Source organism: Streptomyces sp. A18, assembly GCF_059026065.1.
The window spans coordinates 127421-152156 of sequence record NZ_JBWLKL010000005.1 but is presented as its reverse complement, the minus strand read 5'-3'; the positions used below and the strand labels follow the sequence as shown (position 1 = coordinate 152156).

Below are 24736 nucleotides of genomic sequence, written 5' to 3'. Positions count from 1 at the left end.
CGCCGTCCCGTCTCGCGGAGTGTTGTTGCCAGTAGGACGGGTGGAGTTCGATCAAGTCATCGGCCGGCCGGGGTGTCGTGGGTCACACCACACGCCGCCCCGGCCGGGCCCCGCGAACGAATGGCGGGGCCGCGCGGACGGGCTTAGCCTTGGACCAGTGAACGCCCCCGTTCACTGCCTGCCTGACACGCCAGCAATCCCATGACGGGCTCTCGGACGACACCCTCGGATTCTGCCGCCTCCCCGAAGCGGGGCAGCGGCAGCGGTATCGCACTCCTCGTCATCGCCTCGTGCCAGCTGATGGTGGTCCTCGACATCACCATCGTGAACATCGCGCTTCCGCACATCCAGACCTCGCTCGGCTTCTCCACCGAGACCCTGTCCTGGGTGATCAACGCGTACACGCTGACCTTCGGCGGTCTGCTCCTGCTCGGCGGGCGCCTGGGTGACATCCTCGGGCGCCGCAGAGTCTTCATGTTCGGCGTCCTGCTCTTCGTGTTCGCCTCGCTGCTCGGTGGACTCTCCCAGGAATCCTGGCAGTTGCTCGCCGCCCGCTCGCTGCAGGGCGTCGGCGGCGCCATCGCGTCGCCCACCGCTCTCTCGCTGATCACCACGACGTTCCGCGAAGGACCCGAGCGCAACAGGGCGTTCGGCGTGTTCGCGGCCGTCTCGGCCGGTGGCAGCGCGATCGGACTGCTCGCGGGCGGACTGCTCGTGGAGTGGCTGGACTGGCGCTGGGTCCTCTTCGTGAACATCCCCATCGGCCTGCTCATCGCCTTCGCCACACCCCGCTACATCCGCGAGTCCGAGCGCCACCCGGGCCACTTCGACCTCCTCGGCGCGCTCACCTCCACGGTCGGCATGGTGCTGCTCGTCTACGGCTTCATCCGCGCCTCCGAGGACGGCTGGAGCGACAGCCTGACCATCGCGTCCTTCGTAGCGGCCGTCGTGCTCCTGGGTCTGTTCCTCACCGTCGAGCGCCGCTCTCGGCAGCCCATCACCCCCCTGTGGATGTTCCGCGACCGCAATCGAGCCGGTGTCTACGGGATGATGCTGTGCCTGGCCGCGGCCATGTTCGGGATGTTCTTCTTCCTGACGCTCTTCGTGCAGAACATCCTGGACTTCAGCCCCCTGCGGGCCGGTCTCGCCTTCCTGCCGGTGAGTGCGATCATCGCGGTCGGCGCGGGACTCGCCTCCCAACTGCTGCCCAAGTGGGGGCCCAAGCCCTTCATGGTGGTGGGTGCGACACTGGCCGCGGTGGGGCTCGGCTGGCTGACGCTGACCGACGTCGACAGCACGTACATGGGCAGTCTGCTCGGCCCCGTGCTGGTCTTCGGCTTCGGCATGGGCATGCAGTTCGTCTCCCTGACGCTGATGGCGGTGTCGGGTGTCGAGCCGGAGAACGCCGGGGCGGCCTCCGGGATCCTCAACGCCACCCAGCAGGTCGGCGGTTCGCTCGGCCTGTCCGTCCTGGTCACCGTCTTCGGCACGGCAAGCCGCAACGAAGCCACCGACCAGGTACCCCGCTTCATGGCGGAGGCGAGCCCGGCCGAGCTGGCGGAGTTCCGCAGGACGCAGGAGCTGCCGGGGCGCTGGGGCGACCAGGTCCTCGCATCGGGCATCTCCGGCTCCTTCGTCGCCGCTGCCGTCTTCGCCGTCGTCGCCGCACTCATCGCGCTGATCGTCATCCAGGTGCGGCCCGCCGACCTGGAGCGACTGCAGGGCTCCGGCGCCGACGCCGTTCCGCTCGCGCCCGCCGCCGACGCGCCGGACCCGGGCGCGAGTGACGCTCCTCCTCCCCGCGGCGCGGCTCCTCCCCCCGGCTGACGTGGCTGAAGCCGCGACCGCAGTACCCCGATGCCCGGCTGTCGCATGGCCTGATTCTCCTGGTGTGTCCACGAGTTGAGACCGGGCAGACGTAGAATGACCAGCCGATCGGGGGCTCGGGGGCCGGTGGGGGCGGCGCGGGGCGAGGACCCATGGAGACGGGCTTGAACACGGACACCGACTACCGCTTGCTGGGCCCGGTCGAAGCGTGGCGCGCGGGCCGTCGCCTCGCCCTGGGCGGACCCAAGCCCCGGGCCCTGCTCGCCGCCCTGCTCCTGGAGCCGGGGCGCGTGGTGTCCGTCGACGCGCTGATCGACGCCATCTGGGACGGGAGGCCTCCGGACACGGCGCGTTCCCTGATCCAGTCGTACATCTCCGCGCTGCGCCGCGCGCTGCCCGCCGATGTCATCGAGACCCGGCCGCCCGGATATCTGATCCACGCGGACGCCTCCCTCGTCGACCGTGTCGAGTTCGAGCGCCTCGCTGTGCAGGGCAGGCACGCGGCAGCCGCAGGCGATCACGCCACGGCCGCCCACCTGTTGGGGGACGCCCTCGCTCTGTGGCGCGGCCCCGCCCTCGGCGGGATCGGCGAGACGCTGCGGACCATGGCCGATCAGCTGGACGAGGCGCGGCAGGCGGCGCTGGAGGAAAGGATCGGCGCGGAACTCGCGCAGCGGGGCCGCGAGCAGGAGCTGGTGGCCGAGCTCACCGCGCTGGTCGCCACACATCCCACCCGCGAGCGGTTGCGCGGCCAACTGATGCTCGTCCTCTACCGGTTGGGGCGTCAGGCCGACGCGCTCACGGTCTACGTGGACGGGCGCGACGTACTCGCCGAAGAGCTCGGGATCGATCCCGGTCCCGAACTCAAGCGGATGCACGAGGCGATCCTGCGGGCGGACGAAGCACTGCTGACCGCGGCGTCGGATGCCCCCGATCCCGCCCCCAGGAACAGGGAGTCCGCCGCCGTTCCGGTGGCCGCCCTCCTGCCGCCCACCATCGGCGACTTCACCGGACGTGAACTCCAACTCGCCGAGGTCCGCCGTGCGTTGTCGGGGCCCCGCGATGCCATGCCGGTCGTCGTGCTGTCCGGGCCCGGCGGCGTCGGCAAGTCCACCCTGGGCGTCCGGGCGGCGCACCAGGTCGCCGACGCGTACCCGGACGGGCAGCTGTACGCCGAACTGCGGGGCGCCACCGACCCCGTTGCGCCCGGCGAGGTGCTCGGTCGGCTCCTGTACGCCTTGGGGGCCGACCCGCCCGACGGGGACGCCGAGCGGCGCGACCTCTTCCGCAGTCTGGTCGCGGGGCGCCGCGTCCTCCTCGTGCTCGACGACGCGGCCAGCGAGTCCCAGGTGCGCCCGCTGCTTCCGGGGAGCGCCACCTGCGGGGTGCTGATCACCGCGCGGGCCCGCCTCGGCGCCCTGCCCTGCACGCACCGCGCCGATCTCGACGTGCTCGACACGGAGCCGGGGGCCGAACTCCTGGGCCGCGTCGCGGGGGAGCGGCGCGTCAGCGACGAACCGGACGCCGCCCGGCGCATCGTCGAGCTGTGCGGCGGGCTCCCGCTCGCCATCCGCATCGCGGGCGCCCGCCTCGCCACCCGGAGGCACTGGACCGCGCGCATGCTCGCCGACCGGCTCGCCGACGAACACCACCGCCTGGACGAACTCGCCGTCGGCGACCTGGAGGTGCGGGCCGGCCTCGGCCTGAGCTATCGGGCCCTGGACGCCCCCGCCCGCACCGCCCTGCGCCGCCTGGGCCTGCTGGCCGCGCCCGACGTGGCCGCGTGGGTGGTGACCGCGCTGCTCGACGTGCCGGAGGCCGAGGCCGACCGCGTCGTGGAACAGCTCATCGACGCCCAGCTCCTGCACTGCACCGGCGTCGACCGTGCCGGCCAGCCCCGCTACCGGCCCCACGACCTGGTGCGTGTGTATGCCGCGGAACGCGCCGACGCCGAGGACCCGCCCGCCGAACGGGCCGCCGCCGTCGGCCGCGCCCTGGGCGCCTGGCTCTGGCTCACCGGCCTCGCCGCGTCCGCGACTCCCTCCGGCGCCGTCGAACTGCACCGCGGGCTCCTGGACTCCGGCGGTTCGGGCCGATCCGCGGCCGCCGACCTGCGTCGGCTCGTGCGGCCCGTCGGACCTGAGGCCACCCAGCGGGCGCTCGCCGACCCGGCCGCGTGGTTCGAGGCCGAGGCCGACGCGATCGCCGCCGCCGTCGAGCGCGCGGCAGCCCTCGACCTGCACACCCTCTCCTGCGAGGCGGCAGCCGCCCTGTGCTCGTCCGCGTACACCGTCGGCAACCGCTTCGAGGCCTGGTGGCGTACCCACGACGCGGCGCTGGCAGCGGCCCGCCGGGCCGAGGACAGGGCGGGAGAGGCCTTGTTGCTCATCGGCTTGGGTCAACTCCGCTACGAACAGGACCGGTTCACCGAGTCGCAGGGCTACTTCAAGCAGGCGGCCGACCTCTGTGCCGAACTCGGCGACATACGCGGTCGGGCCGCCGCCTTCGCCGGGCTCGGCAGCGCGCTGCGGGAAGCGGGACGGCTGCGCGCCGCGCAAGAGACTCTCGTCCGCGCCGTCGACGGCTTCCGCGGGCTCGGCGACGACCCGGGCCTCGGCCTGTCCTGCCGGTACGCCGGGTCCGTCCAGCTCGAACTCGGCGACTTCGGGTCGGCGCGCGCCTTCCTCGACGAGTCGCTGCGGGCCTACCGCAGGCTCGGCAGCCGCCGCGGAGAGTCCCTCACGCTGCGCTCGCTCGGCCTGGTGCACCGTGCCCTCGGCGAGTACACGGCGGCGGAGGAACTCTCCAGCCGTGCGGTGGACCTCCTGAGTACCCTGGGGGACCCGCTCATGCTCGCGTACGCCATGCAGGCCAGGGCCAAGTCCCGTATCAGGATGGGGCGGTGGCCCGAGGCGGCGGCCGAGATCCGTGACGTCCTCGACGTCTGCCGCGGCCAGCGCGACCGCTTCGGCGAGGCGCTCGGCCTGCGCACCCTGGGGGAGTGCGAGCTCGCCGCGGGACGCCTCGACACCGCCGAGCAGCACCTGACCTCGGCCGCCGCGCTCTGGAACGACCTGGGGCTGCCGCTGCCCCGCGCCCGCACCTTGCGCGATCTCGCCGCGGCACGCGAGGCGGCGGGCGACCGGGCGGGGGCAGGTGCGCTGCGCGCCGAGGCGCGGGAGGTCTTCACGGCGTACGAGGCACGCGAACGGAACGAGCCAGGGCTCTGAGCCCAGTGCCCGAGGCCTGCAGTCCGCTTGGCGCGGACTTGCAGAGAATTTGCAGCGACCTGCGTCATGCTCTGGTGTGTCGGCGGGTGAATACGCCCACGGCAACGGGGGATCGCAGAAAACAACGGGGGACTCAGCGGAACTCGGGGGAAGCACGGGGGAGGCCACTGATGCCTCGTACGGCCCACACAGCCGGCACCGTCGGTCGTGTGGGCCGCTCGTCGCGTAGAGCCCCTGCTGCCAGGGCACGGAGGGGACTCCGGGGGCGGGCGGCAGCCCGCCCCCGGAGCTGTGCCCGCCACCGTCGCCACGAAGGGGCAGACATGTCGCCGATCATCCTCATGAACGACCCCAGAGTCGTCGGCATACCGGTCCACGAATGCGGGGAAGCCCTCGTCGACCTGCGCCAACTGCCCTTCGTGGATGTCGACGAACGCCTCGCCGACGCCGCGGGTGCCTACGCCCAGCTGCGGGAGGGCGTCGCCTGGCGCCTGGCCCGCGCCGCCCGGCTGTTGCCCGAGGGGCTGCGCCTCCTGGTCACCGAGGGGTACCGCCCACTGGCGCTCCAGATCCAGTACTTCGAGGAGTACGCCGCCGAGTTGCGGAAGGCCAACCCCGACTGGTCGGACGACTATCTCCAGAATCAGACGAGCCGTTCCCTCTCGCCGCCCGAGGTGGGCCCGCACGTCGCGGGCGCGGCGGTCGACCTCACCCTGTGCACGGCCTCCGGCACCGAACTGGACCTCGGCACACCCGTGAACGCCAGCCCGGAGGAGAGCGACGGCGCCTGCTACATGGACAGCGACCACATCTCACCGACCGCCCGCCGCAACCGCCGCACCCTCACCGCGGCCCTGGCCACGGCCGGCCTGGTCAACTACCCCACGGAGTGGTGGCACTGGTCCTACGGCGACCGCTACTGGGCCCTGACGACCGAGGCCTCCGCAGCGCGGTACGGTCCGATGACGCTGGACACGTCGGCGAACTGAGGCCCGCCGGCCCGCGACGCCGTATCCCCTTGCCGCGTCGCGATTTCGGCCGAGCGCCGAAGAGCGCCCGTGTCCTGGAAGGTCGGCTTCCTCAACGGCCAGCCAAAATTCCCCGGTTGACCTAAGATCACCACGCTCCCCGTTCGTAAGGGAGTTCGGAGATTACGGGGAGGGTTTGTTCGTTGTGGTGAAGGTGTGCGCGATCGCCGGGGCACGTGCGCCATGGTGAGTCGTCTCAAGCGCGGGTCAGTGGGCCGGGAGGCCGTGGTCTGGCTGATGGCCGTTGTCCTTGCGATCGCAGGGGCGGTGCTCGCCGCCCTCGACGCGGCGGCCGAGTGGCGCCAGGTCCTGGCGGGCGGCTGCGCCGCGGTCGCGGTGCTGCTGCTCGCCTGGGTGCTCGTACTGGTCCGGCAGCTGTCCGCCGAGCGGGCCGACCGTGCCCGCCAGGAGCGGCTCGCCGCGGCCCGGGGAGCCGAGGTGGCGCACCTCGCAGGCGTGCGGCTCCCGGCGATCGCGGAGCGAGTGCGGGCCGGGCAGCGACTGGAGGGTGTGCCGGGGCCGTTGGCGGCGCCGGGGGAGACCGGCGAGGAGTTCGCGCGGGCCTTGTCCGCCGTGACCGTCGCGCTGGGATCGGACGAGGCGGTACGCCGCGAGCGGGGCCTGCGGGACTCGGTGCAGGCTGCCTTCGAGTCCGTCGCGCGCACCATGCACGCGATGGCCACGGTGCAGCAGCAGGTGCTCGACCGGGTCGAGCGTTCCATCGACGACCCGCACCTCATGGGCGAGGTGATGAAGGCCGACCACGCGGCTGCCCAGATGACCCGCAAGGCGCAGACGCTCCTGGTGATGTGCGGGATCTGGCCCGCCCGCAGGGAGACCCGGCCGGTCTCGCTGTACGACTGCGTACGCGGCGCACAGTCGCGCATCGTGGAGTACAGCCGGATCGAGGTGCACGGTGGACAGACCCTCTACGCGGTGCCGCCCGCGGTGGAGGGCCTGATGCACGCCATCGCCGAACTCCTGGAGAACGCCACGGTGTTCTCGCCGTCGCGCTCCCAAGTCGTCGTCACCATCCGTGAGGTGGGCGCCGGAGCGGTCCTGGAGATCGACGACGCGGGGCTCGGCATGCCGCCGGACGTGCTGCACCGGGCGATGGGCCAGCTCCGCGACGACCAGGACCTGGCGCGTCTGGGCGCGGTGCCCCGGCTCGGCCTGGCCTGCGTGGGCCGCTGGAGCCGGGAGCTCGGCTTCAACGTGGAGCTGAGCGGGGCCTCGGCCTACGGCGGCACGCGCGCGGTGACGTTCGTTCCGTTCCGGCTGCTGACCGAACCCCCCGCGCACCTCACGGGATCCCATCGGGCGAACGCCAGGACGACCGCGCCGCAGCAGGCAGCCGGGCCCGAGCCCGCGGCCGTTCCCGCGCCGCAGACGTCGGCCCCGGGCGAACCACAGGAACCCGGTGCCGCCCACGTGCACGAACAGCACGACCCCGCCGAGCAGACGGAGTTGCCCGTCCGCACCGCACGCGGTACGGCACCCGCGAGCGAGACAGCGGTCGGTCTGCCCCGGCGGCGCAACCGGCGCCAAGCGGCCCCGGACGTGGCCCGCCGCCCGGGTCCCGAGCAACGGCAGGCGCCCGCCGCCGCACCCGCGGCCCCCTGGACGCCGGAGGCGGCGCGTGCGTCGATCGCCAGCGTGGTGTCCGGTTCGCTGCGTGGCCGCGCGGCCCTCGACGCCGAGCAGGCCGCGGCGCGGGAGGCGAACCGGTCGGCCGGGCCATCGCCGACCGGGACACCGCCACAACCCCCCACCCCTGACGAGCATGACGGAGGCCGGCAGTGACCGGAATCATCACCCCCCTTCCCGACCTGGGCTGGATGCTCCGCCCGCTGATCGAGATCCCCGGGGTCCGGCACAGCGTGGTGGTCTCCGAGGACGGGCTGCGGCTCGGGCACGCCTCCGCGGAGAACCTCTCCGGGCCGGTGTCCGACCTGAGCGTCGCCGAGGCCGAGTCCCTCTCCGCGGCCTGCGCGGCGATGACCATGACGGGCCGGTCCACGACCGCGCTGCTGTTCGGGTCCGCCACCGGCGTACGGCAGTTGATGCTGGAGTCCGACCACGGGTTCGTACTGTTCACGCACGCCGGTGTGGGTGCGCACCTGGGGGTCGCCACCGACCTGGACGCGGACGTCGGCCTGGTGGCCCAGCAGATGCAGTTGCTCGTGGTGAAGATCGGCTCGCACCTGAGCAGTCAGCCGCGGGATCCGGCCGCCACGGCGTCATGACGGACGCGCGGCCGGAGGAGCCCACCGCCTCGGCGATCCGCCCGTACGTGATCACTCGCGGGCGTGCGGCGTCCGACACGGAGGCGCTGGCCTGGGAGTCCCTGGTGATGGCGACGGACGCGGCGTTCCCCGCCTCGCTCCAGCCCGAGCACCAGACCATCCTGGCGCACTGCCAGGGACTCCTCTCGGTGGCCGAGGTGGCTGCCCACATCGGCCAGCCCCCCTCGGTCGTACAGGTGTTGCTCTGCGATCTCCTCGAATGGGGGCTCATCGTGACCCGACCGCCCGTGCCGCCGGCCGAACACACCGATGTGACCATGCTCAGAAAGGTCCTCCATGGTCTCGAAAGCCGCCTCTGACGCGCCGTCCCGGGCCGCGCGGCCATCCGGACCCGGCGCCGCTGCGGAGACCGGGCCCGGATCCGGGAAGTACCTCACCTCCAGCGTCGCGGGCGCCGCCAAGATCCTGGTCGTCGGACCGCTGGGGGTCGGCAAGACCACCCTGATCGGCACCGTCTCGGAGATCAAACCCCTGTCCACCGAAGCCGTCATGACCCAGGCGGGAGCCCGGGTCGACACCGTCGTGCCGGGCGGCAAGACGACCACCACCGTGGCCCTCGACTTCGGCCGGATGACCATCGACGGGGAGCTGGTGCTCTACCTGTTCGGCACCCCCGGCCAACAGCGGTTCCTGCCCGCGTGGCGGGATCTGGCCAAGGGCTCGCTCGGCGCCCTGGCCCTGGTGGACACGCGTGACCTGGAGGCGTCCTTCGACGCGCTGGGCAACCTGGAGGAGCTAGGACTGCCCTTCGCGGTGGCCGTCAACGTCTTTCCCGGCAGCCCCCGGCACAGCGCGGACGAGCTGCGCGCGGCCCTCGACCTGCTCCCCGAGACCCCCGTGGTGACCTGCGACGCACGCGACCCCGCGTCCTCGGTCCGGGCGCTCATCGCCCTCGTCAGCCACCTCATCGATGTCGCCACGGAGACCCCATGACCTCGCCCCACGCCGCATCCGGGCCGCCCGCACGCTGCCCCGTCACCGGAACCGCGGCGCCGGTGACCGCGCTGTACGGCCCCGATCTCGACGGCGACGCGTTGCCCGCCCTGTACGAGCGGCTGCGTGGCGCCCATGGACCGGTGGCGCCCGTCGCCATCGCTCCCGGCGTCGACGCCTGGCTCGTCATCGGCCACCGTGAACTGCTCCAACTGACCCGCGACGAGCAGGACTTCTCGCACGATCCACGCCGCTGGAGCCTGCTCAGGGAGGGCCGGGTGCCCGCCGACTCGCCCATCCTGCCCATGGTCGGCTGGCGGCCCGCCCTGCTGTTCGCCGACGGACAGCAGCACCGCAGGATGCGCGCCGCCGTCTCCGCCGCCCTTGCCGGCATCAACGGCCACGAACTGCGCCGCTCCGTGCGGGCCGCGGCCGAGCAGGTGATCGTGTCGTTCGCGGAGCGCAGCGAGGCCGACCTGGTGGCCGACTACGCGCGCAAGCTGCCGATGCGCGTCATCACCGCGCTGCTCGGCGTGGACGAACAGACCGGCCGTCACCTGGTGGAGGCCGTCGCGGGAACGGTCGCCGCCACCGCCGACTCCGCCGACGCCAGCAAGCGCATGGGCGCGATCCTGCTCCAGTTGATCGAGGAGAAGCGGCGCCGCCGCGGCAACGACATCACCTCGGCCCTGTTGCACCACCCGGCCCGGCTCACCGACGAAGAGGTCCTGCACAACCTCGTCGTCATGTTCGTCGCGGGCAACCAGACCACGGTCAACTGGATCGCCACCACCCTGCGCATCCTGCTGTGCGACCCGCAGTTCCGCTCCTCGCTGACCGGCGGCCATCTCAGCGTCGACGACGCACTCGACCTGGTCCTGTGGCGCTTCCCGCCCACACAGAACTTCCCCGCCCGCTACGCCACCCGCGACATGACCTTCGGCGGTCAGAGCATCCGCACCGGCGACATGCTCATCCTCGGTCTGGCCGGGGCCAACGCCGATCCGCAGATCCTCCCGGACGACGGCGTACCGGTGGTGGGCAACCGCTCGCACCTGGCCTTCGGCGCGGGCCCGCACATCTGCCCCGCCCAGGACCCCGCCCGGCTCATCACCCGTACCGCCGTGGACACGATCCGCCACCGGCTGCCCGACCTCGAACTGGCCATACCGCAGAGCGAGTTGGAGTGGATCAAGTCACCCTGGAGCAGGGGGCTCGCCGCGCTCCCGGTCCGTTTCACCGCCCCCGTCCTCGCCCAGCATCCCGGCGCTTTGCCGGACCACAAGACCGTGCAGTGACCGGACACACCGCAAGCCCCCGCACCGCGCCCAGACCGCAGCCGTCCCGCCCCGCGACCAGGAGAGCCCGTTGAACACGTCACCGGAGAACACCGCAGCCGACCAGCCGCACCGCTTCGACCCGGCCGGCGGCTGCCCGCACGCGGACAACGCCCGGCTCCTCGCCCGCGGCGCCGTCGCCCCGGTGGTCCTGCCCGGTGACGTACAGGGCATGGCGGTCCTCGGCCACGACGCGCTCAAGGAGTTCCTCGCGCACCCCGATGTCGCCAAGAACGCCCAGCACTTCGCCGCGCTGCAGGCGGGCGAGATAGCCGACGGCTGGCCGCTGAAGACGTTCGCGACGGTGCAGGGCATGACCACTGCCGACGGTACCGACCACCGCAGGCTGCGCTCCCTGATGGGCAAGGCGTTCACCGCGCGCCGGGTGGCGGAGCTCCAGCCGCGGATCACGGCCCTGACGACCCAGCTGCTCGAAAACCTGGACCGGGCCGCCGCCGAGGGTGACGGCGTCGCGGACCTGCGGAAGCATTTCGCGCTGCCGCTGCCGATGGGCGTCATCTGCGAACTCCTGGGCGTGGACGCCGAGTACCACGACCGCCTCCACCACCTGTCGAACCAGATCGTCGCCACCGACATCGGCCCCGCGGAGGCGATGGCGGCCAACAAGGAGATGGTGGCAGTCCTCGGCGCGGTCGCCGCGTCGCGCGCCGAGAACCCGGGAGACGACCTCACCACCGCCCTGATCGCGGCCCGGGAGGAGAACGGCGACCGGCTGAGCCCGCATGAGCTCCTGGGCACCCTGATGCTCACGATCATCGCCGGGCACGAGACCACGCTCAATCTGATCACCAATGCCGTACGCGCCCTGTGCACCCATCGCGAGCAGCTCGCCCTGGCCCAGACCGGCAAGGTCAGCTGGGCGGACGTGGTGGAAGAGACCCTGCGCTGGGACAGCCCCGTCAGCTACTTCCCCTTCCGGTACCCGACCCGTGACCTCACGCTCGACGGCACCGTCATCCCCCAGGGCACCCCCGTACTGGCCGGATACTCCGCGGCGGGCCGCGACAAACAGGCCCACGGCCCCGACGCCGACCGCTTCGACATCACCCGCGACAACGCCACCACCCGGCACCTGTCCCTGGGCCACGGCGCACACTTCTGCATGGGCGCCCCCCTGGCCCGCATGGAGGCCACCATCGCCCTGGAGCAGTTGTTCGGCCGTTTCCCCGACCTGGACCTGGCGGTCCCGGAGCCCGAGCTGCCCCGGCACGCTTCCTTCGTCGGCAACAGCGTGCAGAAGCTCCCCGTGCGCCTGCGCTGACGCGGCGGCCTCAGCCGACCGGCCGACCGAGCGGGTACTCGGCGCGGTCCTGCCAGCGTGTGCCGTCCCGGACGATGAGGTGGACGGCGCGGACGCGACAGTTCAGTGGCAGGAGGGGCGCCAGCTCGGCCTGCAACGCGTCGTACGCGGCGTCCTGGGTCGCGGGGCCCTCACTGTTCGCGACGGTCAGATGCGGGGCGAGCGGGGGGTCGAATATCCCCCGGTAGGGCACCGCATCGGGCCAGCGTCGGGTGAGGCACTTGGCCAGGGCCGTGACCGGGGCGTGCGGCCACGGGTCGAGGTAGAGCACGCCGGGATAGCGGGCGAACTCGGCGAAGGTCAGGTCGAAGGCGTCGTGCGCGGCGAAGAGAGCCGACAGTTCGCGGTGGTCCACGGCGTCGAGGCGGCTCTCGTGCACGAAGGGGTAGAGCACGGTCACGTGGGCCGGGAACCCCGCTCGGACCAGCGGGTCGGCTTCGGGGACCTTGATGGTGAGCGCGGTGTCACCCGGTACGTCCGGCCACCCCTCCACCGCGGGCTCGCGCTCGGTGCACTCTTCGTCGGCGTTCATCACCGGCCATGATCTCAGGGGCGGGGAACAGTTCCGCACCCGCGGAATGGCCGGGCCCCCGCCGGATGTTCGACGAGACATGACGACCGATCGGCGCACGATCACCGACCCGGGCACTCTCCACGACCCGCATCCATTCGGCTACAGCCACGCCGCGTCGGCCCCCGGCGAACTCGTCTTCATCGGCGGCCAGTACGCCTCCGACACCACCGGTGCCCCTGTGCCCGGCGCCTTCGCCGCCCAGGTGGACCTGGCCTTCGACAGGTTGCGGTCGGCCCTGGAGGGTGTCGGTCTCGGATACGAGCACGTGGTCCGGCTCGGCACCTTCATCGTCGATCACGACCGGGACAAGCTGGAGGTCCTGGGCAAGGCGCTGCACGCCCGCTTCAGCGAACGGCTCCCGGCGCAGACGCTCAGCGGCGTGGCGGCTCTCGCGCTCCCGGGGATGCGGTTCGAGGTGGACGCCGTGGCGGTGCGGCCGTGAACGAAGGGACGAAAGCCATGGCGAACAGCGAGAACAGTGCCCTGCTCGTGATGGACGTCCAGCGCGAGATCGTCGACCTCGCCGACGACGGCTCGGGATATCTGCCGCGCCTGCGCCGGGCGATCGACGGCGCCCGCGCGGCGGACATCCCTGTGATCTACGTGGCCATCGCGTTGCGGCCGGGCGCCGAGAGCGTGAGCATCCGCAACAAGGCGCTCACGGCCGTCGTACGGGCGGGCCTGCACACCGAGGGCGAGCCCGGCACCGAGATCCACCCGGACATCGCGCCCCTGCCGGGCGACGTCGTGGTCACCAAGCGGCGCGGGAGCGCGTTCTCGGGCAGCGACCTCGACCTGGTGCTCAGGGCGCGCGACATCACAAGACTGGTTCTCACCGGCATCGCCACCAGCGGCGTAGTACTGCACACCGCGTGTCACGCGAACGACCGGGATCTCGGTCTCACCGTCCTGTCGGACGGCTGCCTCGACCTGGACCCCGAAGTGCACGCGCTCCTGACCGAGAAGCTGTTCCCGCAGTGGGCGGAGGTCGTCCCCGTGGAGGAGTGGCTCAAGGCTGTCGCCCCGCGGTAGCGCCTTTTGCCCAGAGCTCTTCCCGCTCAGACCTCGGTGACGGCCGTCAGGACGACGGCCGAGTCGTCAAGCGCGGTCAGGCCGTGGCGCTCGTGCGGGACCGGCGCGAACTCGCCCTCGCCCAGCTCGAGCGTGTCGCTCGCCGTGGTGAGCTGGACCCGCCCGCGCAGGACGAACAGGGTCGCGGCCGTCGGCGCCTCGTGCTCACCCAGCTCGTGTCCGGTGATGAGCACGATGAGGCTCTGCCGCAGCGGACCGTCGTGCAGGAGCAGCTCGGCGCTGCGTCCGTGCGCGGCGGTGCGGGCCTTCTCGAGGTGCTCTCCGACCAGCGCGTAGAGATCGGCCACGGTGTGTCCCTTCGACGGAGAGCGTGTGGGCGTGTGCGGGCATGCGTCTCCCAGTGTTCCCGCTGCCCGCGCGGGCCGCATCCGGCGAGCGGAACCTGATCACCCGATGGTGGCGTCCTACCGGGCACGTTGCGCTCATGGCCGGGGAGCGGAGGCGATGGGGGAACCGGGTGGAGCGGGTGGACAGCATGGCGGTGCCGCGGACGCGGACCGAGGGACCGCGGCGGTGGCTGCGGCGGCGCGGTGACCGGCTGCGGTGGGGCGCGGACGCGGCGGGCCGCTCTCCCTGGGCGCGGGGCCGGGTTCTGGCCGCGCTCGCCGTGCTGACCGCGGGACTGCTGGCTTTCCACTCCGCCGTGCCCAACACCGTGGGCCGCTTCGGCAGTCTCCTGGAGACCTTCCTGCCCTGGCTCGGCCTGGCGGTTCCCCTGCTGCTGGCCCTGGCCCTGCTGCGCCGCTCGGCCCTCGCGCTCGTGGCTCTGCTGCTGCCCGCCGCCGTCTGGGGCGCTACCTTCGGCGGGCGGATGGGGGTCGGGGACACCCGCGCCCACGACATGACGGCCGTCCAGCACAACGTCAGCGACGTGAACGCGGACCCCGCGGGCACCGCCCGCGCCCTGCTCGACGCCGGGCCGGACCTCATCGCCCTGGAGGAACTGACGCCCTCCGCGCTCCCGGCGTATGAGAGGGAACTGTCGCCGCGCTATCCCTACCGGGCCGTGCGGGGCACCGTCGGACTCTGGTCGAAGCATCCGCTCACGGACGTCCGGGCGGTGGACATCAGGCCGGAGGGGGTCGGGAAGGACTGGAACCGCGGGATGCGGGCGCAGGCCCGAACGCCATGGGGCGACGTCGCGGTGTACGTCGCCCACCTGCCCTCGGTCCGCGTGCAGGGGAACGGCTTCAGTTCCGGGCGGCGGGACGAGAGCGCCGCCCTGCTGGGCGAGGAGCTGGCCGCCGAGAACCTGGACCGGGTGATCCTGCTGGGCGACCTCAACAGCACGGTGGACGACCGGGGCCTTGACCCGGTCATCGCGCAACTGGACTCGGTGGTAGGGGACTTCGCGTTCAGCTGGCCCACGGCCTTCCCCGTGTCCCGGATCGACCACGTCATGACCCGTGCGGCGACCGTCACCCACGTCCGGACGCTGCCCGCCACCGGCAGCGACCACCTGCCCGTCGCCGCCGGTATCAGCATGGACCCCTGAATGGACCTCTGAATGGACCTCTGATCAGGAGTTCTGCCGCTGCCAGTCCGCCTGCGCCGTGTTGAGCTGGTCGGCGAGGTCGTCCAGGAAGTCCTGCGCGCTGGTCTTCCCGAGCATGACCTTCTGGAAGGCGGGTTCGTTCTCGGCCTTGGAGATCGTGTTCCAGTCCGGCAGGTAGTACGGCAGCTGAACGATCGTGGTGGCAGGGGAGTTGAGGGCCTCGGCCGCCAGGCGTGTCGGCTCGGACTTCTTCACCCAGACGTCCTTCACCGCTTTGTTGTTGGCCGGGATCAGCCCTGCGGATTCGTTGAACTTGGAGCTCGCCTCGTGCGAGGAGGCGAACTCGATGAACTTCCAGGCGGCCTTCTTCTTGGTGCTGGTCTTGAAGATCGAGAGCCCGTCGATCGGGTTGGACACCTGGACGCGCTTGCCGCCCGCCGTCTTCGGGTTCGGCAGGCCGCGGAACTTGCCGGTGCCGAGTGCCTTCACGTGGTCCTGGTAGGAGCCCAGGTTGTGGCTGAGCATGCCGATCCGGCCGCCGTCCCACTGGGCGACCATCTGCGTGAAGTTGTTGTTGAGGTCGGCGGCCGGGGTCGTCTTCTTGTAGAGGTCCGTGTACTTCTCCAGGGCGGCGACGTTCTTCGGGTCGTTCACCGTCGTCCTGGTCTCGTCGGCGTTCCAGAAGGACTTGATGCCGCTCTGCCCGTACATCGCGTCCAGGGCCTGGGCGATCGACCCCACGCCGCCGCGGATGGTGTAGCCGAACTGGTTCTTGTCCTTGGCGGTGAGTCGGTGTGCCGCTTCGTAGAACTTGCTCCACGTGGTCGGCGCGTCCAGACCGGCGGCCTTGAAGAGGTCCGTCCGGTAGTACTGGACGCCGTTGTTCGCCGAGGTCGGGACCATGAGCAGCTGCGACGTGCCGCCCGCCGAAGTCGTCGACTCCAGCATGCTCTTGCTCAGTTCGCCGTCCAGCGGACTCTCGGCCAGCCGGTCCTGCAGCGGCTCCAGTGCGCCCTGGGCGGCGATCGCGGCGAGCATGGCCGCACCGACGCTGCCGACGTCCGGGAGGCCGCCGCCCTGGATGGAGTTGTCGTACTTCGACTGGGCGTTCTCGGCGGGAACACCGACGTACTCGACCTTGATGTCGGGGTACTTCTTCTCGAAGTCCTTGATGATCTCCATCCAAATGCCGCGCCGGACGGCCGTGTTGTTGTCCCAGAAGGTGATGGTCCCCTTGCCGGTGCCCTCGCTGCCCTCCTCGCCCGCGATGCCGGATCCGTCGTCTCCACAGGCGGTCGCGGTGATGCCGAGCAGGAGTGACAGGGCTGTCACTGCTGGGGCGGATCGACGTGGGCCCTTGCGGATGCGGGAACTCATGGGTGGGCTCTTCTCCTCTGAACTCTGGCTCTGGGTACGCCGACGCAGGGGTTGCGTACACCGCGTATGGCATACCGCGTCTCGTATATGACATACGAAGTGTGCGACTCGAAGCTAGGAGCAGGTAGTTGGTTCGTCAACGCATCTGACGAACTTGCTCTGGGGAGATCCCGGGATGGGCTCCGACCTACAAGCAGTGCTGGGCGGCGCGGTGTTGCGCACCGCGACGGCCCACCGTCACGGCACGACGGCGACCTTCCGAACCTCCTCCGCCGTAGGTATGTTGCTCCCGTCTCTTCCTCGCGCTGGGGGAAGGGGCGCCCGGGGGGTCGGCCGTCATCAGGCGGCCGGCCGGGCGCCCCATCACCGAGAGGAGGAGATATGGCCGAGCGCAAGTCGTCCAAGCGGACAGAGGTGGGTCGGGATCTCGCGACGCGCATCACGGCGGCCCTTGCGGGCCGCGCCCTTTGGGCGGTGATCGTCGAGTTTTTCCGCCGCGATCTTTGAGGGCCGCAAGGCCCACGGCAGCGTTCAGCGGCGCCCCTTGGTGTCCCCAGTCCAAAGGGCGCCGCACTGTCCGCCCGGCGCGCCCGGCCCGTCGTCTAGAGGAAGCTGACGTTCTGGGCGAGGGCGAGGCGGCCGGAGTAGTTGATGGTGTTGGTCGCCGGACGCATGTACGCGCGCCAGGCATCCGATCCGGACTCGCGGCCGCCGCCGGTCTCCTTCTCGCCGCCGAACGCGCCGCCGATCTCGGCGCCGGACGTGCCGATGTTGACGTTGGCGATGCCGCAGTCGGAGCCCTCGGATGACAGGAAGAACTCGGCTTCCTGCTGGTCGCGGGTGAAGATGCTGGAGGACAGGCCCTGCGGGACATCGTTGTGCAGCGCGATGGCCTCCTCCAGGGTGTCGTACGTGAGGACGTACAGGATGGGCGCGAAGGTCTCCTGACGTACGACGTCGCTCTGTTCGTCGACGCGCACGACGACCGGTTCGGCGTACGCGGCCCGCGGAGCCGTGTCCGCGAGGCGCCGGTTGCCGCCCGCCAGGATCTTGCCGCCCTGTGCCTGTACGCGGGCGAGCGCGTCCTGCATGCCGTCGAGGGCGGCGGGCGAGATGAGGGGGCCGACCAGGGTGCCCTCGTCGAACGGGTCGCCGATGGGGAGCTTGGTGAACGCGGCCGTCAGGCGCGCGACGAGCGTGTCGGCGATGTCGCGGTGGACGATCAGACGGCGCAGCGTGGTGCAGCGCTGGCCTGCCGTGCCCGCGGCGGCGAACACGATGCCCTGCACGGCGAGGTCGAGGTCGGCCGAAGGCGCCACGACGGCGGCGTTGTTGCCGCCTAGTTCGAGCAGGCTGCGCCCGAACCGGGCGGCCACGCGCGGGCCGACCTCGCGGCCCATGCGGGTGGAGCCGGTGGCGCTGACGAGCGCGACGCGCGGGTCGTCGACCAGGTGCTCGCCCACGGTGCGGTCGCCGAGCAGGAGACGGTGCACGTCGCGGGGCGCGCCGACCTCCTCCGCGGCCCGAGCGAGGAGCCGGTCGCAGGCCAGCGAGATCAGCGGGGTCAGCTCGGACGGCTTCCAGACCACCGTGTCGCCGCAGGCCAGCGCCACCGCGGTGTTCCACGACCACACCGCGGCCGGGAAGTTGAACGCGGAGATCACCCCGACCACGCCCAGCGGATGCCAGGACTCGGCGAGCCGGTGGCCGGGGCGCTCGGATGCGATGGTGCGGCCGTAGAGCTGGCGCGAGAGACCGACCGCGAAGTCACAGATGTCGATCATCTCCTGGACCTCGCCAAGCGCCTCCGAGCGGATCTTGCCCGCCTCGACGGTGATCAGGTCGGCGAGGTCGCTCTTGTGGTCCCGCAGCAACTCGCCCAGACGACGCACGAGTTCACCCCGTCGCGGTGCCGGGGTGGTGCGCCAGGCGCGGAACGCATCGCCGGCCGCGGCGACGGCGTCCTCGGCGTCGGCGGCGGTCGCCGCGGTCAGGCCGAACAGGTCCTCGCCGGTGATGGGCGTACGCGCCCGGAAGTCGCTGCCCTCCGGGACCGTTACGCCGATGCGCGCCAGGCTCGTGCGGGCACGGGCGCGCAGGTCGTCGGTGGTGGGCAGGGCGGTGGTGGCGGTCATGGTGCTCCCTGGGTGAGGTGTGCGGGTGGGAGGGGTCAGCGGTGCGTGCCGTCGAGGTCGAGGCCCAGTTCGCGGCCGACCCGGGTGATCGAGGAGCTCTGCTGGTGCTGGTACAGGGCGTACGGGTCGAGGACCTCGCGGCCGATGGCGCCGGAGAGCCAGTCGCTGTCGTACGCGGCGCCTTCCTGCTCCGTGTCGCGGGAGCCCTCGCCGCTGAGGTTGGACTGGAAGATCCCGGCGGCGGAGCGCGGCAGGAAATCCTCGTAGACGACGGGTTCGGCGTGCACCCAGCCTCGGCTCTCCAACTCGGCGAGGGTGGCGGGTGGTCGAGTGCCGTCGTGCGGTCGGCCGGGTGCGGTGCGGTAGGTGAAGTAGGCCAGCTCCCGCGAGGCGAGTTCGCGCTCGGTGGCGGGGACGTGTGCGGACCACAGGGCGCGGGCCAGTTCGCCGCGGTCGGCCGCGGGGCGCCGGGCGGCCTCGTCGTCGACGAGGGTGAGCAGCCGGTCGTAGAGCGCGCGGCCCGTGGAGGTGAGGGCGATGCCGCGGGCCTCGACCTCGCCGAACCGCACCCGCAGGGCGCCGCGGGTGACGCTGCCGTCGGCCAGACGCAGGGCGCGCGGCTCGGCCAGGGCACGGAACGACGTCTGGCGCAGCAGCAGGTCGGGGCCCTTCCAGCCGGGCGGTCCCTGGATGGTGTCGATCATCTCGATGCCGCGGTCGGTCATCCGCCGGTAGAGCTCGTCGATGTCCAGGACGCGCGGGGTGAGGTGGTTGATGTGGGTGGAGCGGACACCGCCGATGTCCGCGGCGACCGCGGAGACCCTCGCCAGCTCCTCGTACCAGCTCTGGTCGATGGGCTCCGAGGACAACTCGAAGGCCCGCACGGCGAGATGGAGGAAGCGCTCGGCCTCGGGATCGGGCAGCTCGTGTCCCGCCTCGGCCCGGTCGGCCAGGGTGAGCAACTCGGGCGGGAACAGCTCACGCCCGGCGAGGAACGCCTCCAGGCGAGAGCGCAGGTCGGCATCGAAGAAGCGCGGGTCAGCGGGCGTGAGCAGCGAGGTGAACACGCGGAAGGGATTGCGCGCCAACTCCTCGGTGTCCACCGGGCGGAACGCCGTGGACACGACCGGCACCGCGCTCGCGGCCGCCTCCCGCAGGTCGTAGAAGCCGACCGGGCGCATGCCGAGGGCGCCGAAGATCCGGGCGACGTCGCGCAGTTCGGCGGGGGTGCCCACGCGGATGGCGCCGTGCCGCTCCGCGGTGACCCGGCCGATGGAGCCGAGCCGCTCGGCGTCCGCGCCCCGCGCCCGGAGGATGTCCTCGTTGACCTCGCGTGATACATCCACGAGCGTGTTGTAGGCGGGGACTTCTCGCCCGTACATCTCCGAGAGCCGTGCGGCGAAGGCGGCCCGCAGCTGCCACTGGCTGATCATGGAAGGTCTGCCTTTCGAAGGGGCGAGTTCGGGAGAGGGGTCATACGACGTGGGCCTCCGGGCGGATCGCGGCTCCGGATCGGAAGCGGTCGGCGCTCATCGGTGCGATGTCGACGCACGGTTCGCGTTCCAGGTGCAGGTCGCGCACGACCTCGCCGACGGCGGGGGCCTGGAGGAAACCGTGGCCCGAGAAGCCGGTGGCGTACAGGAAGTTGGGCAGTTCGCCGCAGCGGCCGATCAGGGCGTTGTGGTCGGGCGTGACCTCGTACAGGCCCGCCCACCCGCCGGCGATCGGCATTGCGGCGAGGTCGGGGGCGCGGTCGCGTACGACGTCCTGGAACAGGTCGAGCCACTCCGGGGTCCACGTGGTGTCGAAGCCCTCGGGCTGGCGGGGATCGGCGAGGCCGAACAGCAGCCCGTCGTCACTGTTGTGGAAGTACGCCGACGAGGTGAAGTCGATGGTGAAGGGGATCCGCGGGGCCCGTGGCGAAAGCCTGTCGGTGAAGGCCAGCTGGCGGCGCACCGGCCGGACGGGAAGGTCGGCCCCGACCATGGCGCCTATGGGCCCGCTCCAGGCACCCGCCGTGCAGATCACGGTCGAGCAGGCGATGGCCCCGCGGTCGGTGTGCACGGCGCTGACGCGGTCGCCGGTGGTGTCCATGCCGGTCACGCGGGTGTGCGTGGCGAAGCGGACGCCCGCTGCGGCCGCGGCGTCGGCGTAGCCGTGCACGACCAGGCCGGGGCGTGCGTGTCCGTCGGTGGGGGAGTGGACGGCGGCCACGAGGCCGTCGGCGCTCACATACGGGCACAGGCGCCGGGCCTCGTCGGCGTCGACCATGCGGCTTGGCACGCCCAGGCTGTTCTGGAGGCGCACGCTCTCGGTGAACTCGGCGGCCTGCCGATCGCTGGTGAGCAGGAAGAGATAGCCCACGGTGTCCAGGCGGATGCCGGCGCCGGGCCGGTGCTCGAAATCCCGGAAGGCGCGCAGACTGCGCTGCCCGAGCTCGATGTTGAGCGGGTCGGAGAAGTGGGCGCGCACGCCGCCGATCGGTTTGCCGGAGCTGCCGCAGGCGAGTTCGCCGCGTTCGACGACGACGATGTCGCGCACGTCGGCCTCGGCGAGGTGGAAGGCGATGGAGGCCCCCATCACGCCCCCGCCGACGATCACGACATCGGCGGTCCGAGGAAGGGCATGGAACACGGGGGAGGAAGCGGTGGACGGACGCGACGAGGAGGACAAGTTGCCGATCCCTTCCAGAGGCCGGCGCCCGGGGCGACGGCCTGAGAAGGCGTCAGTTCCCGGGCGGGGCATGGCCGTCAGTACGTGCTCGGTACTTGCTCAGTGGCGTGCGGGGCGCTGATCAGCTGACTGCCCGTCATGGTGACGCAATTCGACCGTTGACGTCCATGAACAATTCCTGCTCCTGATCTTTGAGGATCTCTATAGGGTCATTCCATGGACTGGACGAGTTCCCAGCTGCGGTCCTTGGTCGAACTGACCCGGCGCGGCACCATCACCGCCGTCGCCCAGGCTCTCGGGTACACCCCGGGCGGCGTCTCCCAGCAGATCGCCGCGCTGGAGAAGGCCGCGGGCACACCGCTGCTGCGACGGGTGGGCCGCCGCGTGGAGCTGACCGACGCCGGGGTCACGCTGGCCCGGCACGCCGAGCGGATCCTGGCCACGGAGGCCGAGGCCGTCGAGGAGCTGGAGCGCGGCTGCGGCGCGGTCTCCGGCACCCTGCTCGTCGGCCTGTTCGCCACGGCCGCCGCCGAGATCCTGCCGCCCGCCCTGCGCGAGGTCCACGCCGCTCACCCCGAACTGGCCGTGCACAGCCGCGACATGGACGTGGACGAGGTGTACGACGCCGTCGCCTCGGGAGGCGTCGACCTGGCGCTCGGCCTGGACTACCCGGACGTACCCATCCCGCGCGACGCCGCTTTGCGGGTGACCCGGCTCTACCGCGAGCGCTTCGCCCTGGCGGTGCCCACCGGCTGGATGGAGGGCCGCGACCGCGCCGCCCTGGCCGACACCCGCGACCTGGCGTGGATCCTGCCGTCGGCCGACAGCTACTACGGACGCGCCGTGCGCACCGCCTGCCGCCGTGCGGGCCTGGAGCCGGACGTGCAGCACGAAGTGACCGACACGGCGGCGACCCTGGCCCTGGTGGAGGCGGGCATCGGGGTGAGCACGGTGACCGAGCTGATGCTCGGTCTGCGTGCCTCGCGCTTCGACGTGGTGCGGCTGCGGGAGCGCGTCGAGCGGCACGTCGTCGTCGTGTGCCGCGCCAACGCCGAACGCCGCCCGGCGGTCGCGGCGCTGGTCGACGTCTTGCGGACGGTGACCGACCAGCGCCGCGGGGCACGTACGTAGGGGTCGCGGGGGTACGCGCGTACGGGCACCCTGGTGACTCGGGTCGTCGCGCCCCCGTCACTCCTCTCGCAAGGCCACGACCAGTTCACGCGGCAGGCCGTGGGTGTCGTGGAGATAGTGGAAGTCCTCACCGTCCAGCGGACCCTGGAACCGGGGCCTGGCCAGCACCTGTCGGCCTCGCTGCAGGAGCTTCCTGAAACGCTGCTCCTCGTCGAGCAGCACGCGGCGCACATCGCCGGGATCCACGTCCTGATGGAAGTGGTCCAGGGTGTGGCGCACCAACTCGTCCGGAAGGTCCACGAGTTCGCGCGAGGGGTCGTCCCGCCACAGCACGGTGAGCAGGCGTCGGACGAGACGGCGCAGCACGTAGCCGCGGCCGGTGTTGGCCGGGCGTACCCCGTCGCCGATCACCACGATGGCCGAACGCAGGTGGTCGCAGACCACCCGCAGCGACGGCACGTCCAAGGGCCACAGGCCCGGCACGAGCCGACGCCAAGGGTCGAAGAGGTCCCCCTCGAAGACCGACGTCCGCCCCTGCAGCAGCGAGGCCAGCCGCTCCAGGCCGAGGCCGGTGTCGATGTTGCGCTGGGGGAGCGGCACGAGGGAACCGTCCGGCAGCCGACGGTGGCGCATCATCACGTGGTTCCACACCTCCACCCAGCGGTCGTCACCGGTCGGCGTCGACTCCGGTGGGGTGTCGCCGGACCAGAGAAAGATCTCCGAGTCGGGGCCGCAGGGGCCGGTGGGCCCGTTGGACCACCAGTTGTCCTCGACCGTGAACTCCACCGGCATGCCGCGGTCCTGCCACAGCTCCAGGGAGGTGGTGTCGGGCCCGACCTGCTCGTCGCCACCGAAGACGGTGGCGTGCAGCAGGCTCGGGTCGATGCCGAACCCGTCGGTGAGCAGCTGGTAGCCCCAGTCGAGGCTCTGCGGACCTTCGTAGTCGCCGAGCGACCAGGTGCCGAGCATCTCGAAGACGGTCAGATGGGTGGAGTCACCGACCTCTTCCAGGTCTGTGGTGCGCAGACAGCGCTGCACATTGACCAGACGCCTGCCGAGCGGATGCGGCCGTCCCTCCAGGTACGGGGTGATCGGATGCATGCCCGAGCTGGTGAACAGCACCGGGTCACCGGGCGGCGGCAACAGCGTCGAGCCGGTGATCCGACGGTGCCCTCGCTCCTCGAAGTACTCGACGAACGTGCGGACGACGTCTTCGGTGGTCAGTTTGCTGTCCATGGGATGGCTCCTTCGCGAACTCAGCGGGGAGGCACCGGACGACGGGTCCGCACACCGGATCCGGGCGGGAAACGCCACAGAAAAACACCGGCGGACCGTGTCCGGTCGCCGGTGGAAAGTGGGGAGTTACGTCAGGCGGCGGCAACCGGCGAGCTGGTCGCTCGCGCGGTCGCGGTGGTGATGGGGCCGGTGACGTTCTTCATGCGGCTGACGATAACGCGCGCGGATCTCGGGCGCACATGATTTTCCGGGAGCGGGCCAAGGGCACCATCGGCCTCACGGGCGGTCGCACACGCGCGCGCAGTGCGTCACTTGGTGACATAGGGTCTCGTCAGGACAACGGAGACACCGGAAGGGAAGGGCGGCGAGGCGTCATGGCGACGGAGAAGCGCAGCGGGGGAGGGATGAGTGACCAGCGGCGTGCGCGGCTGCGTCTTGAGATCTCCCGGGAGGCGGCGCGGCTTTTCTGGGAGCAGGGAGTGGCCGGCACGAGCGGTGACCAGATCGCGGAGGCCGTGGGCCTGTCCACGCGCACCATCTGGCGGCACTTCCGAAGCAAGGAGAGCTGCGCCGAGCCGATCGTCATGCAGGGAGTCGTCACCCTGCTGAGTGTGCTGCGCAGGTGGCCCCGGCAGAGCTCCCTCGAGGACTACTTGACCGAGGAACTGGCCGGACTCGGCGACAAGGCGCCCGTCACCCTCGCCGACGAGATGCTCGCGATGAAGATGATCCGGCTCGCCGACACCGAACCGGCCCTGCGCACGGCGTGGCTGATGGCCTGTGACCAGACGGAACGGGAGTTGTGCGCGATCATCGGCGGCCGTCTCGAGCGGCCGGCCGACGATCTGGGCGTGCGGACGCACGCCGCGGCCGCCGCTGCGGTCGTGCGCGTCCTGGACGAGCACATCGGCGCTGCCATCCTCGCCGGAGCCGACGTCACGGAGTTCACGGACGTGGCGGCCGTCTCCCGGCGATACGCCCACGCGATCCGCACGGCGACCGGCGGAGCGGTCGGCGACCCCGTCGCCTGAGGGCATCGAG

General features: G+C 71.7%; 22 protein-coding genes. 15 read left to right on the top strand and 7 right to left on the bottom strand.

Annotation, left to right across the window (positions count from 1 at the left end; genetic code table 11):
• The first annotated feature begins 201 nt into the window (after window positions 1–201).
• The 9 genes from AC5P1C_RS10785 (at window position 202) to AC5P1C_RS10745 (ending at window position 11943) form a co-directional block, all read left to right on the top strand.
• Window positions 202–1827: an MFS transporter gene (locus tag AC5P1C_RS10785; RefSeq protein ID WP_493865509.1), complete on the top strand. Its 1626-nt coding sequence runs from the start codon at window positions 202–204 to the stop codon at window positions 1825–1827.
• 164 nt (window positions 1828–1991) lie between these two features.
• Entirely contained in the window at window positions 1992–5057 is a 3066-nt protein-coding gene (locus AC5P1C_RS10780; protein ID WP_493865508.1) for an AfsR/SARP family transcriptional regulator, read from the top strand.
• Window positions 5058–5380: 323 nt separating this feature from the next.
• A complete protein-coding gene (locus AC5P1C_RS10775; protein WP_493865507.1) occupies window positions 5381–6046 on the top strand; it encodes a M15 family metallopeptidase in 666 nt (221 codons plus the stop codon).
• Between the two features lie 276 nt (window positions 6047–6322).
• Window positions 6323–7888 (top strand): ATP-binding protein, encoded by a 1566-nt coding sequence (locus AC5P1C_RS10770; RefSeq protein ID WP_493865506.1) that lies wholly within the window; start codon window positions 6323–6325, stop codon window positions 7886–7888.
• Window positions 7885–8331 carry a roadblock/LC7 domain-containing protein gene (locus AC5P1C_RS10765; protein ID WP_493865505.1) on the top strand — a complete coding sequence of 149 codons (447 nt, stop codon included), beginning with the start codon at window positions 7885–7887 and terminating at the stop codon, window positions 8329–8331. Before AC5P1C_RS10770 ends, AC5P1C_RS10765 begins: the two co-directional genes overlap by 4 nt.
• Window positions 8328–8690: a DUF742 domain-containing protein gene (locus AC5P1C_RS10760; protein WP_493865504.1), complete on the top strand. Its 363-nt coding sequence runs from the start codon at window positions 8328–8330 to the stop codon at window positions 8688–8690. Before AC5P1C_RS10765 ends, AC5P1C_RS10760 begins: the two co-directional genes overlap by 4 nt.
• Window positions 8668–9324: a GTP-binding protein gene (locus tag AC5P1C_RS10755; RefSeq protein ID WP_493865503.1), complete on the top strand. Its 657-nt coding sequence runs from the start codon at window positions 8668–8670 to the stop codon at window positions 9322–9324. Before AC5P1C_RS10760 ends, AC5P1C_RS10755 begins: the two co-directional genes overlap by 23 nt.
• Window positions 9321–10622 (top strand): cytochrome P450, encoded by a 1302-nt coding sequence (locus tag AC5P1C_RS10750; protein ID WP_493865502.1) that lies wholly within the window; start codon window positions 9321–9323, stop codon window positions 10620–10622. The genes AC5P1C_RS10755 and AC5P1C_RS10750 overlap by 4 nt, the downstream gene beginning before the upstream one ends.
• A 70-nt stretch (window positions 10623–10692) precedes the next feature.
• Window positions 10693–11943: a cytochrome P450 family protein gene (locus AC5P1C_RS10745; protein ID WP_493865501.1), complete on the top strand. Its 1251-nt coding sequence runs from the start codon at window positions 10693–10695 to the stop codon at window positions 11941–11943.
• Window positions 11944–11953: 10 nt separating this feature from the next.
• Here AC5P1C_RS10745 and AC5P1C_RS10740 read toward each other — a convergent pair whose 3' ends face one another.
• On the bottom strand, window positions 11954–12514 hold the full coding sequence (locus tag AC5P1C_RS10740) for a 2'-5' RNA ligase family protein (protein ID WP_493865500.1): 561 nt from the start codon (window positions 12512–12514) through the stop codon (window positions 11954–11956).
• Between the two features lie 79 nt (window positions 12515–12593).
• Here AC5P1C_RS10740 and AC5P1C_RS10735 point away from each other — a divergent pair, with 79 nt between their 5' ends.
• Both AC5P1C_RS10735 and AC5P1C_RS10730 read left to right on the top strand, forming a co-directional pair.
• Window positions 12594–12998: a RidA family protein gene (locus AC5P1C_RS10735; RefSeq protein ID WP_493865499.1), complete on the top strand. Its 405-nt coding sequence runs from the start codon at window positions 12594–12596 to the stop codon at window positions 12996–12998.
• A 17-nt stretch (window positions 12999–13015) separates the two neighbouring features.
• Window positions 13016–13588 carry a cysteine hydrolase family protein gene (locus tag AC5P1C_RS10730; protein ID WP_493865498.1) on the top strand — a complete coding sequence of 191 codons (573 nt, stop codon included), beginning with the start codon at window positions 13016–13018 and terminating at the stop codon, window positions 13586–13588.
• Between the two features lie 26 nt (window positions 13589–13614).
• Here the strand turns inward: AC5P1C_RS10730 and AC5P1C_RS10725 are convergent, their stop codons facing one another.
• Window positions 13615–13935, bottom strand: coding sequence for a cupin domain-containing protein (locus AC5P1C_RS10725; protein ID WP_493865497.1), 321 nt, complete (start codon window positions 13933–13935; stop codon window positions 13615–13617).
• Between the two features lie 137 nt (window positions 13936–14072).
• On the opposite strand from AC5P1C_RS10725, the gene AC5P1C_RS10720 reads away from it, so the two are divergent.
• The gene (locus AC5P1C_RS10720) at window positions 14073–15143 is read left to right on the top strand and encodes an endonuclease/exonuclease/phosphatase family protein (protein ID WP_493865496.1); all 1071 of its coding nucleotides are present in this window, start codon (window positions 14073–14075) and stop codon (window positions 15141–15143) included.
• Window positions 15144–15167: 24 nt separating this feature from the next.
• Here AC5P1C_RS10720 and AC5P1C_RS10715 read toward each other — a convergent pair whose 3' ends face one another.
• Entirely contained in the window at window positions 15168–16520 is a 1353-nt protein-coding gene (locus AC5P1C_RS10715) for an ABC transporter substrate-binding protein (protein WP_493865495.1), read from the bottom strand.
• A 381-nt stretch (window positions 16521–16901) separates the two neighbouring features.
• Here AC5P1C_RS10715 and AC5P1C_RS10710 point away from each other — a divergent pair, with 381 nt between their 5' ends.
• On the top strand, window positions 16902–17027 hold the full coding sequence (locus AC5P1C_RS10710) for a hypothetical protein (RefSeq protein ID WP_493865494.1): 126 nt from the start codon (window positions 16902–16904) through the stop codon (window positions 17025–17027).
• A 95-nt stretch (window positions 17028–17122) separates the two neighbouring features.
• Here the strand turns inward: AC5P1C_RS10710 and amaB are convergent, their stop codons facing one another.
• From amaB to AC5P1C_RS10695, 3 genes are read right to left on the bottom strand one after another with little or no spacing between them, the layout of a single operon-like run.
• A complete protein-coding gene (gene amaB, locus AC5P1C_RS10705) occupies window positions 17123–18655 on the bottom strand; it encodes an L-piperidine-6-carboxylate dehydrogenase (RefSeq protein WP_493865493.1) in 1533 nt (510 codons plus the stop codon).
• A 35-nt stretch (window positions 18656–18690) separates the two neighbouring features.
• On the bottom strand, window positions 18691–20088 hold the full coding sequence (hglS, locus tag AC5P1C_RS10700) for a 2-oxoadipate dioxygenase/decarboxylase (RefSeq protein ID WP_493865492.1): 1398 nt from the start codon (window positions 20086–20088) through the stop codon (window positions 18691–18693).
• A 40-nt stretch (window positions 20089–20128) separates the two neighbouring features.
• Window positions 20129–21328: an NAD(P)/FAD-dependent oxidoreductase gene (locus tag AC5P1C_RS10695; protein WP_493865491.1), complete on the bottom strand. Its 1200-nt coding sequence runs from the start codon at window positions 21326–21328 to the stop codon at window positions 20129–20131.
• Window positions 21329–21544: 216 nt separating this feature from the next.
• On the opposite strand from AC5P1C_RS10695, the gene AC5P1C_RS10690 reads away from it, so the two are divergent.
• Window positions 21545–22459: a LysR family transcriptional regulator gene (locus AC5P1C_RS10690; protein ID WP_493865490.1), complete on the top strand. Its 915-nt coding sequence runs from the start codon at window positions 21545–21547 to the stop codon at window positions 22457–22459.
• A gap of 57 nt (window positions 22460–22516) precedes the next feature.
• Here AC5P1C_RS10690 and AC5P1C_RS10685 read toward each other — a convergent pair whose 3' ends face one another.
• Entirely contained in the window at window positions 22517–23695 is a 1179-nt protein-coding gene (locus AC5P1C_RS10685; protein ID WP_493865489.1) for an alanine--tRNA ligase-related protein, read from the bottom strand.
• A 404-nt stretch (window positions 23696–24099) separates the two neighbouring features.
• On the opposite strand from AC5P1C_RS10685, the gene AC5P1C_RS10680 reads away from it, so the two are divergent.
• Window positions 24100–24726 carry a TetR/AcrR family transcriptional regulator gene (locus tag AC5P1C_RS10680; protein WP_493865488.1) on the top strand — a complete coding sequence of 209 codons (627 nt, stop codon included), beginning with the start codon at window positions 24100–24102 and terminating at the stop codon, window positions 24724–24726.
• Window positions 24727–24736: the final 10 nt, after the last annotated feature.

Excerpts from the sequence above, each read along its gene's own strand:
- AC5P1C_RS10785 (WP_493865509.1), top strand. The coding sequence starts at position 202 with ATGACGGGCTCTCGGACGACACCCTCGGATTCTGCCGCCTCCCCGAAG.
- AC5P1C_RS10775 (WP_493865507.1), top strand. The coding sequence starts at position 5,381 with ATGTCGCCGATCATCCTCATGAACGACCCCAGAGTCGTCGGCATACCG.
- AC5P1C_RS10770 (WP_493865506.1), top strand. The coding sequence starts at position 6,323 with ATGGCCGTTGTCCTTGCGATCGCAGGGGCGGTGCTCGCCGCCCTCGAC.
- AC5P1C_RS10760 (WP_493865504.1), top strand. The coding sequence starts at position 8,328 with ATGACGGACGCGCGGCCGGAGGAGCCCACCGCCTCGGCGATCCGCCCG.
- AC5P1C_RS10755 (WP_493865503.1), top strand. The coding sequence starts at position 8,668 with ATGGTCTCGAAAGCCGCCTCTGACGCGCCGTCCCGGGCCGCGCGGCCA.
- AC5P1C_RS10750 (WP_493865502.1), top strand. The coding sequence starts at position 9,321 with ATGACCTCGCCCCACGCCGCATCCGGGCCGCCCGCACGCTGCCCCGTC.
- AC5P1C_RS10740 (WP_493865500.1), bottom strand. The coding sequence starts at position 12,514 with ATGAACGCCGACGAAGAGTGCACCGAGCGCGAGCCCGCGGTGGAGGGG.
- AC5P1C_RS10735 (WP_493865499.1), top strand. The coding sequence starts at position 12,594 with ATGACGACCGATCGGCGCACGATCACCGACCCGGGCACTCTCCACGAC.
- AC5P1C_RS10730 (WP_493865498.1), top strand. The coding sequence starts at position 13,016 with ATGGCGAACAGCGAGAACAGTGCCCTGCTCGTGATGGACGTCCAGCGC.
- AC5P1C_RS10720 (WP_493865496.1), top strand. The coding sequence starts at position 14,073 with ATGGCCGGGGAGCGGAGGCGATGGGGGAACCGGGTGGAGCGGGTGGAC.
- AC5P1C_RS10715 (WP_493865495.1), bottom strand. The coding sequence starts at position 16,520 with ATGAGTTCCCGCATCCGCAAGGGCCCACGTCGATCCGCCCCAGCAGTG.
- AC5P1C_RS10710 (WP_493865494.1), top strand. The coding sequence starts at position 16,902 with ATGGCCGAGCGCAAGTCGTCCAAGCGGACAGAGGTGGGTCGGGATCTC.
- amaB (WP_493865493.1), bottom strand. The coding sequence starts at position 18,655 with ATGACCGCCACCACCGCCCTGCCCACCACCGACGACCTGCGCGCCCGT.
- hglS (WP_493865492.1), bottom strand. The coding sequence starts at position 20,088 with ATGATCAGCCAGTGGCAGCTGCGGGCCGCCTTCGCCGCACGGCTCTCG.
- AC5P1C_RS10690 (WP_493865490.1), top strand. The coding sequence starts at position 21,545 with ATGGACTGGACGAGTTCCCAGCTGCGGTCCTTGGTCGAACTGACCCGG.
- AC5P1C_RS10685 (WP_493865489.1), bottom strand. The coding sequence starts at position 23,695 with ATGGACAGCAAACTGACCACCGAAGACGTCGTCCGCACGTTCGTCGAG.
- AC5P1C_RS10680 (WP_493865488.1), top strand. The coding sequence starts at position 24,100 with ATGAGTGACCAGCGGCGTGCGCGGCTGCGTCTTGAGATCTCCCGGGAG.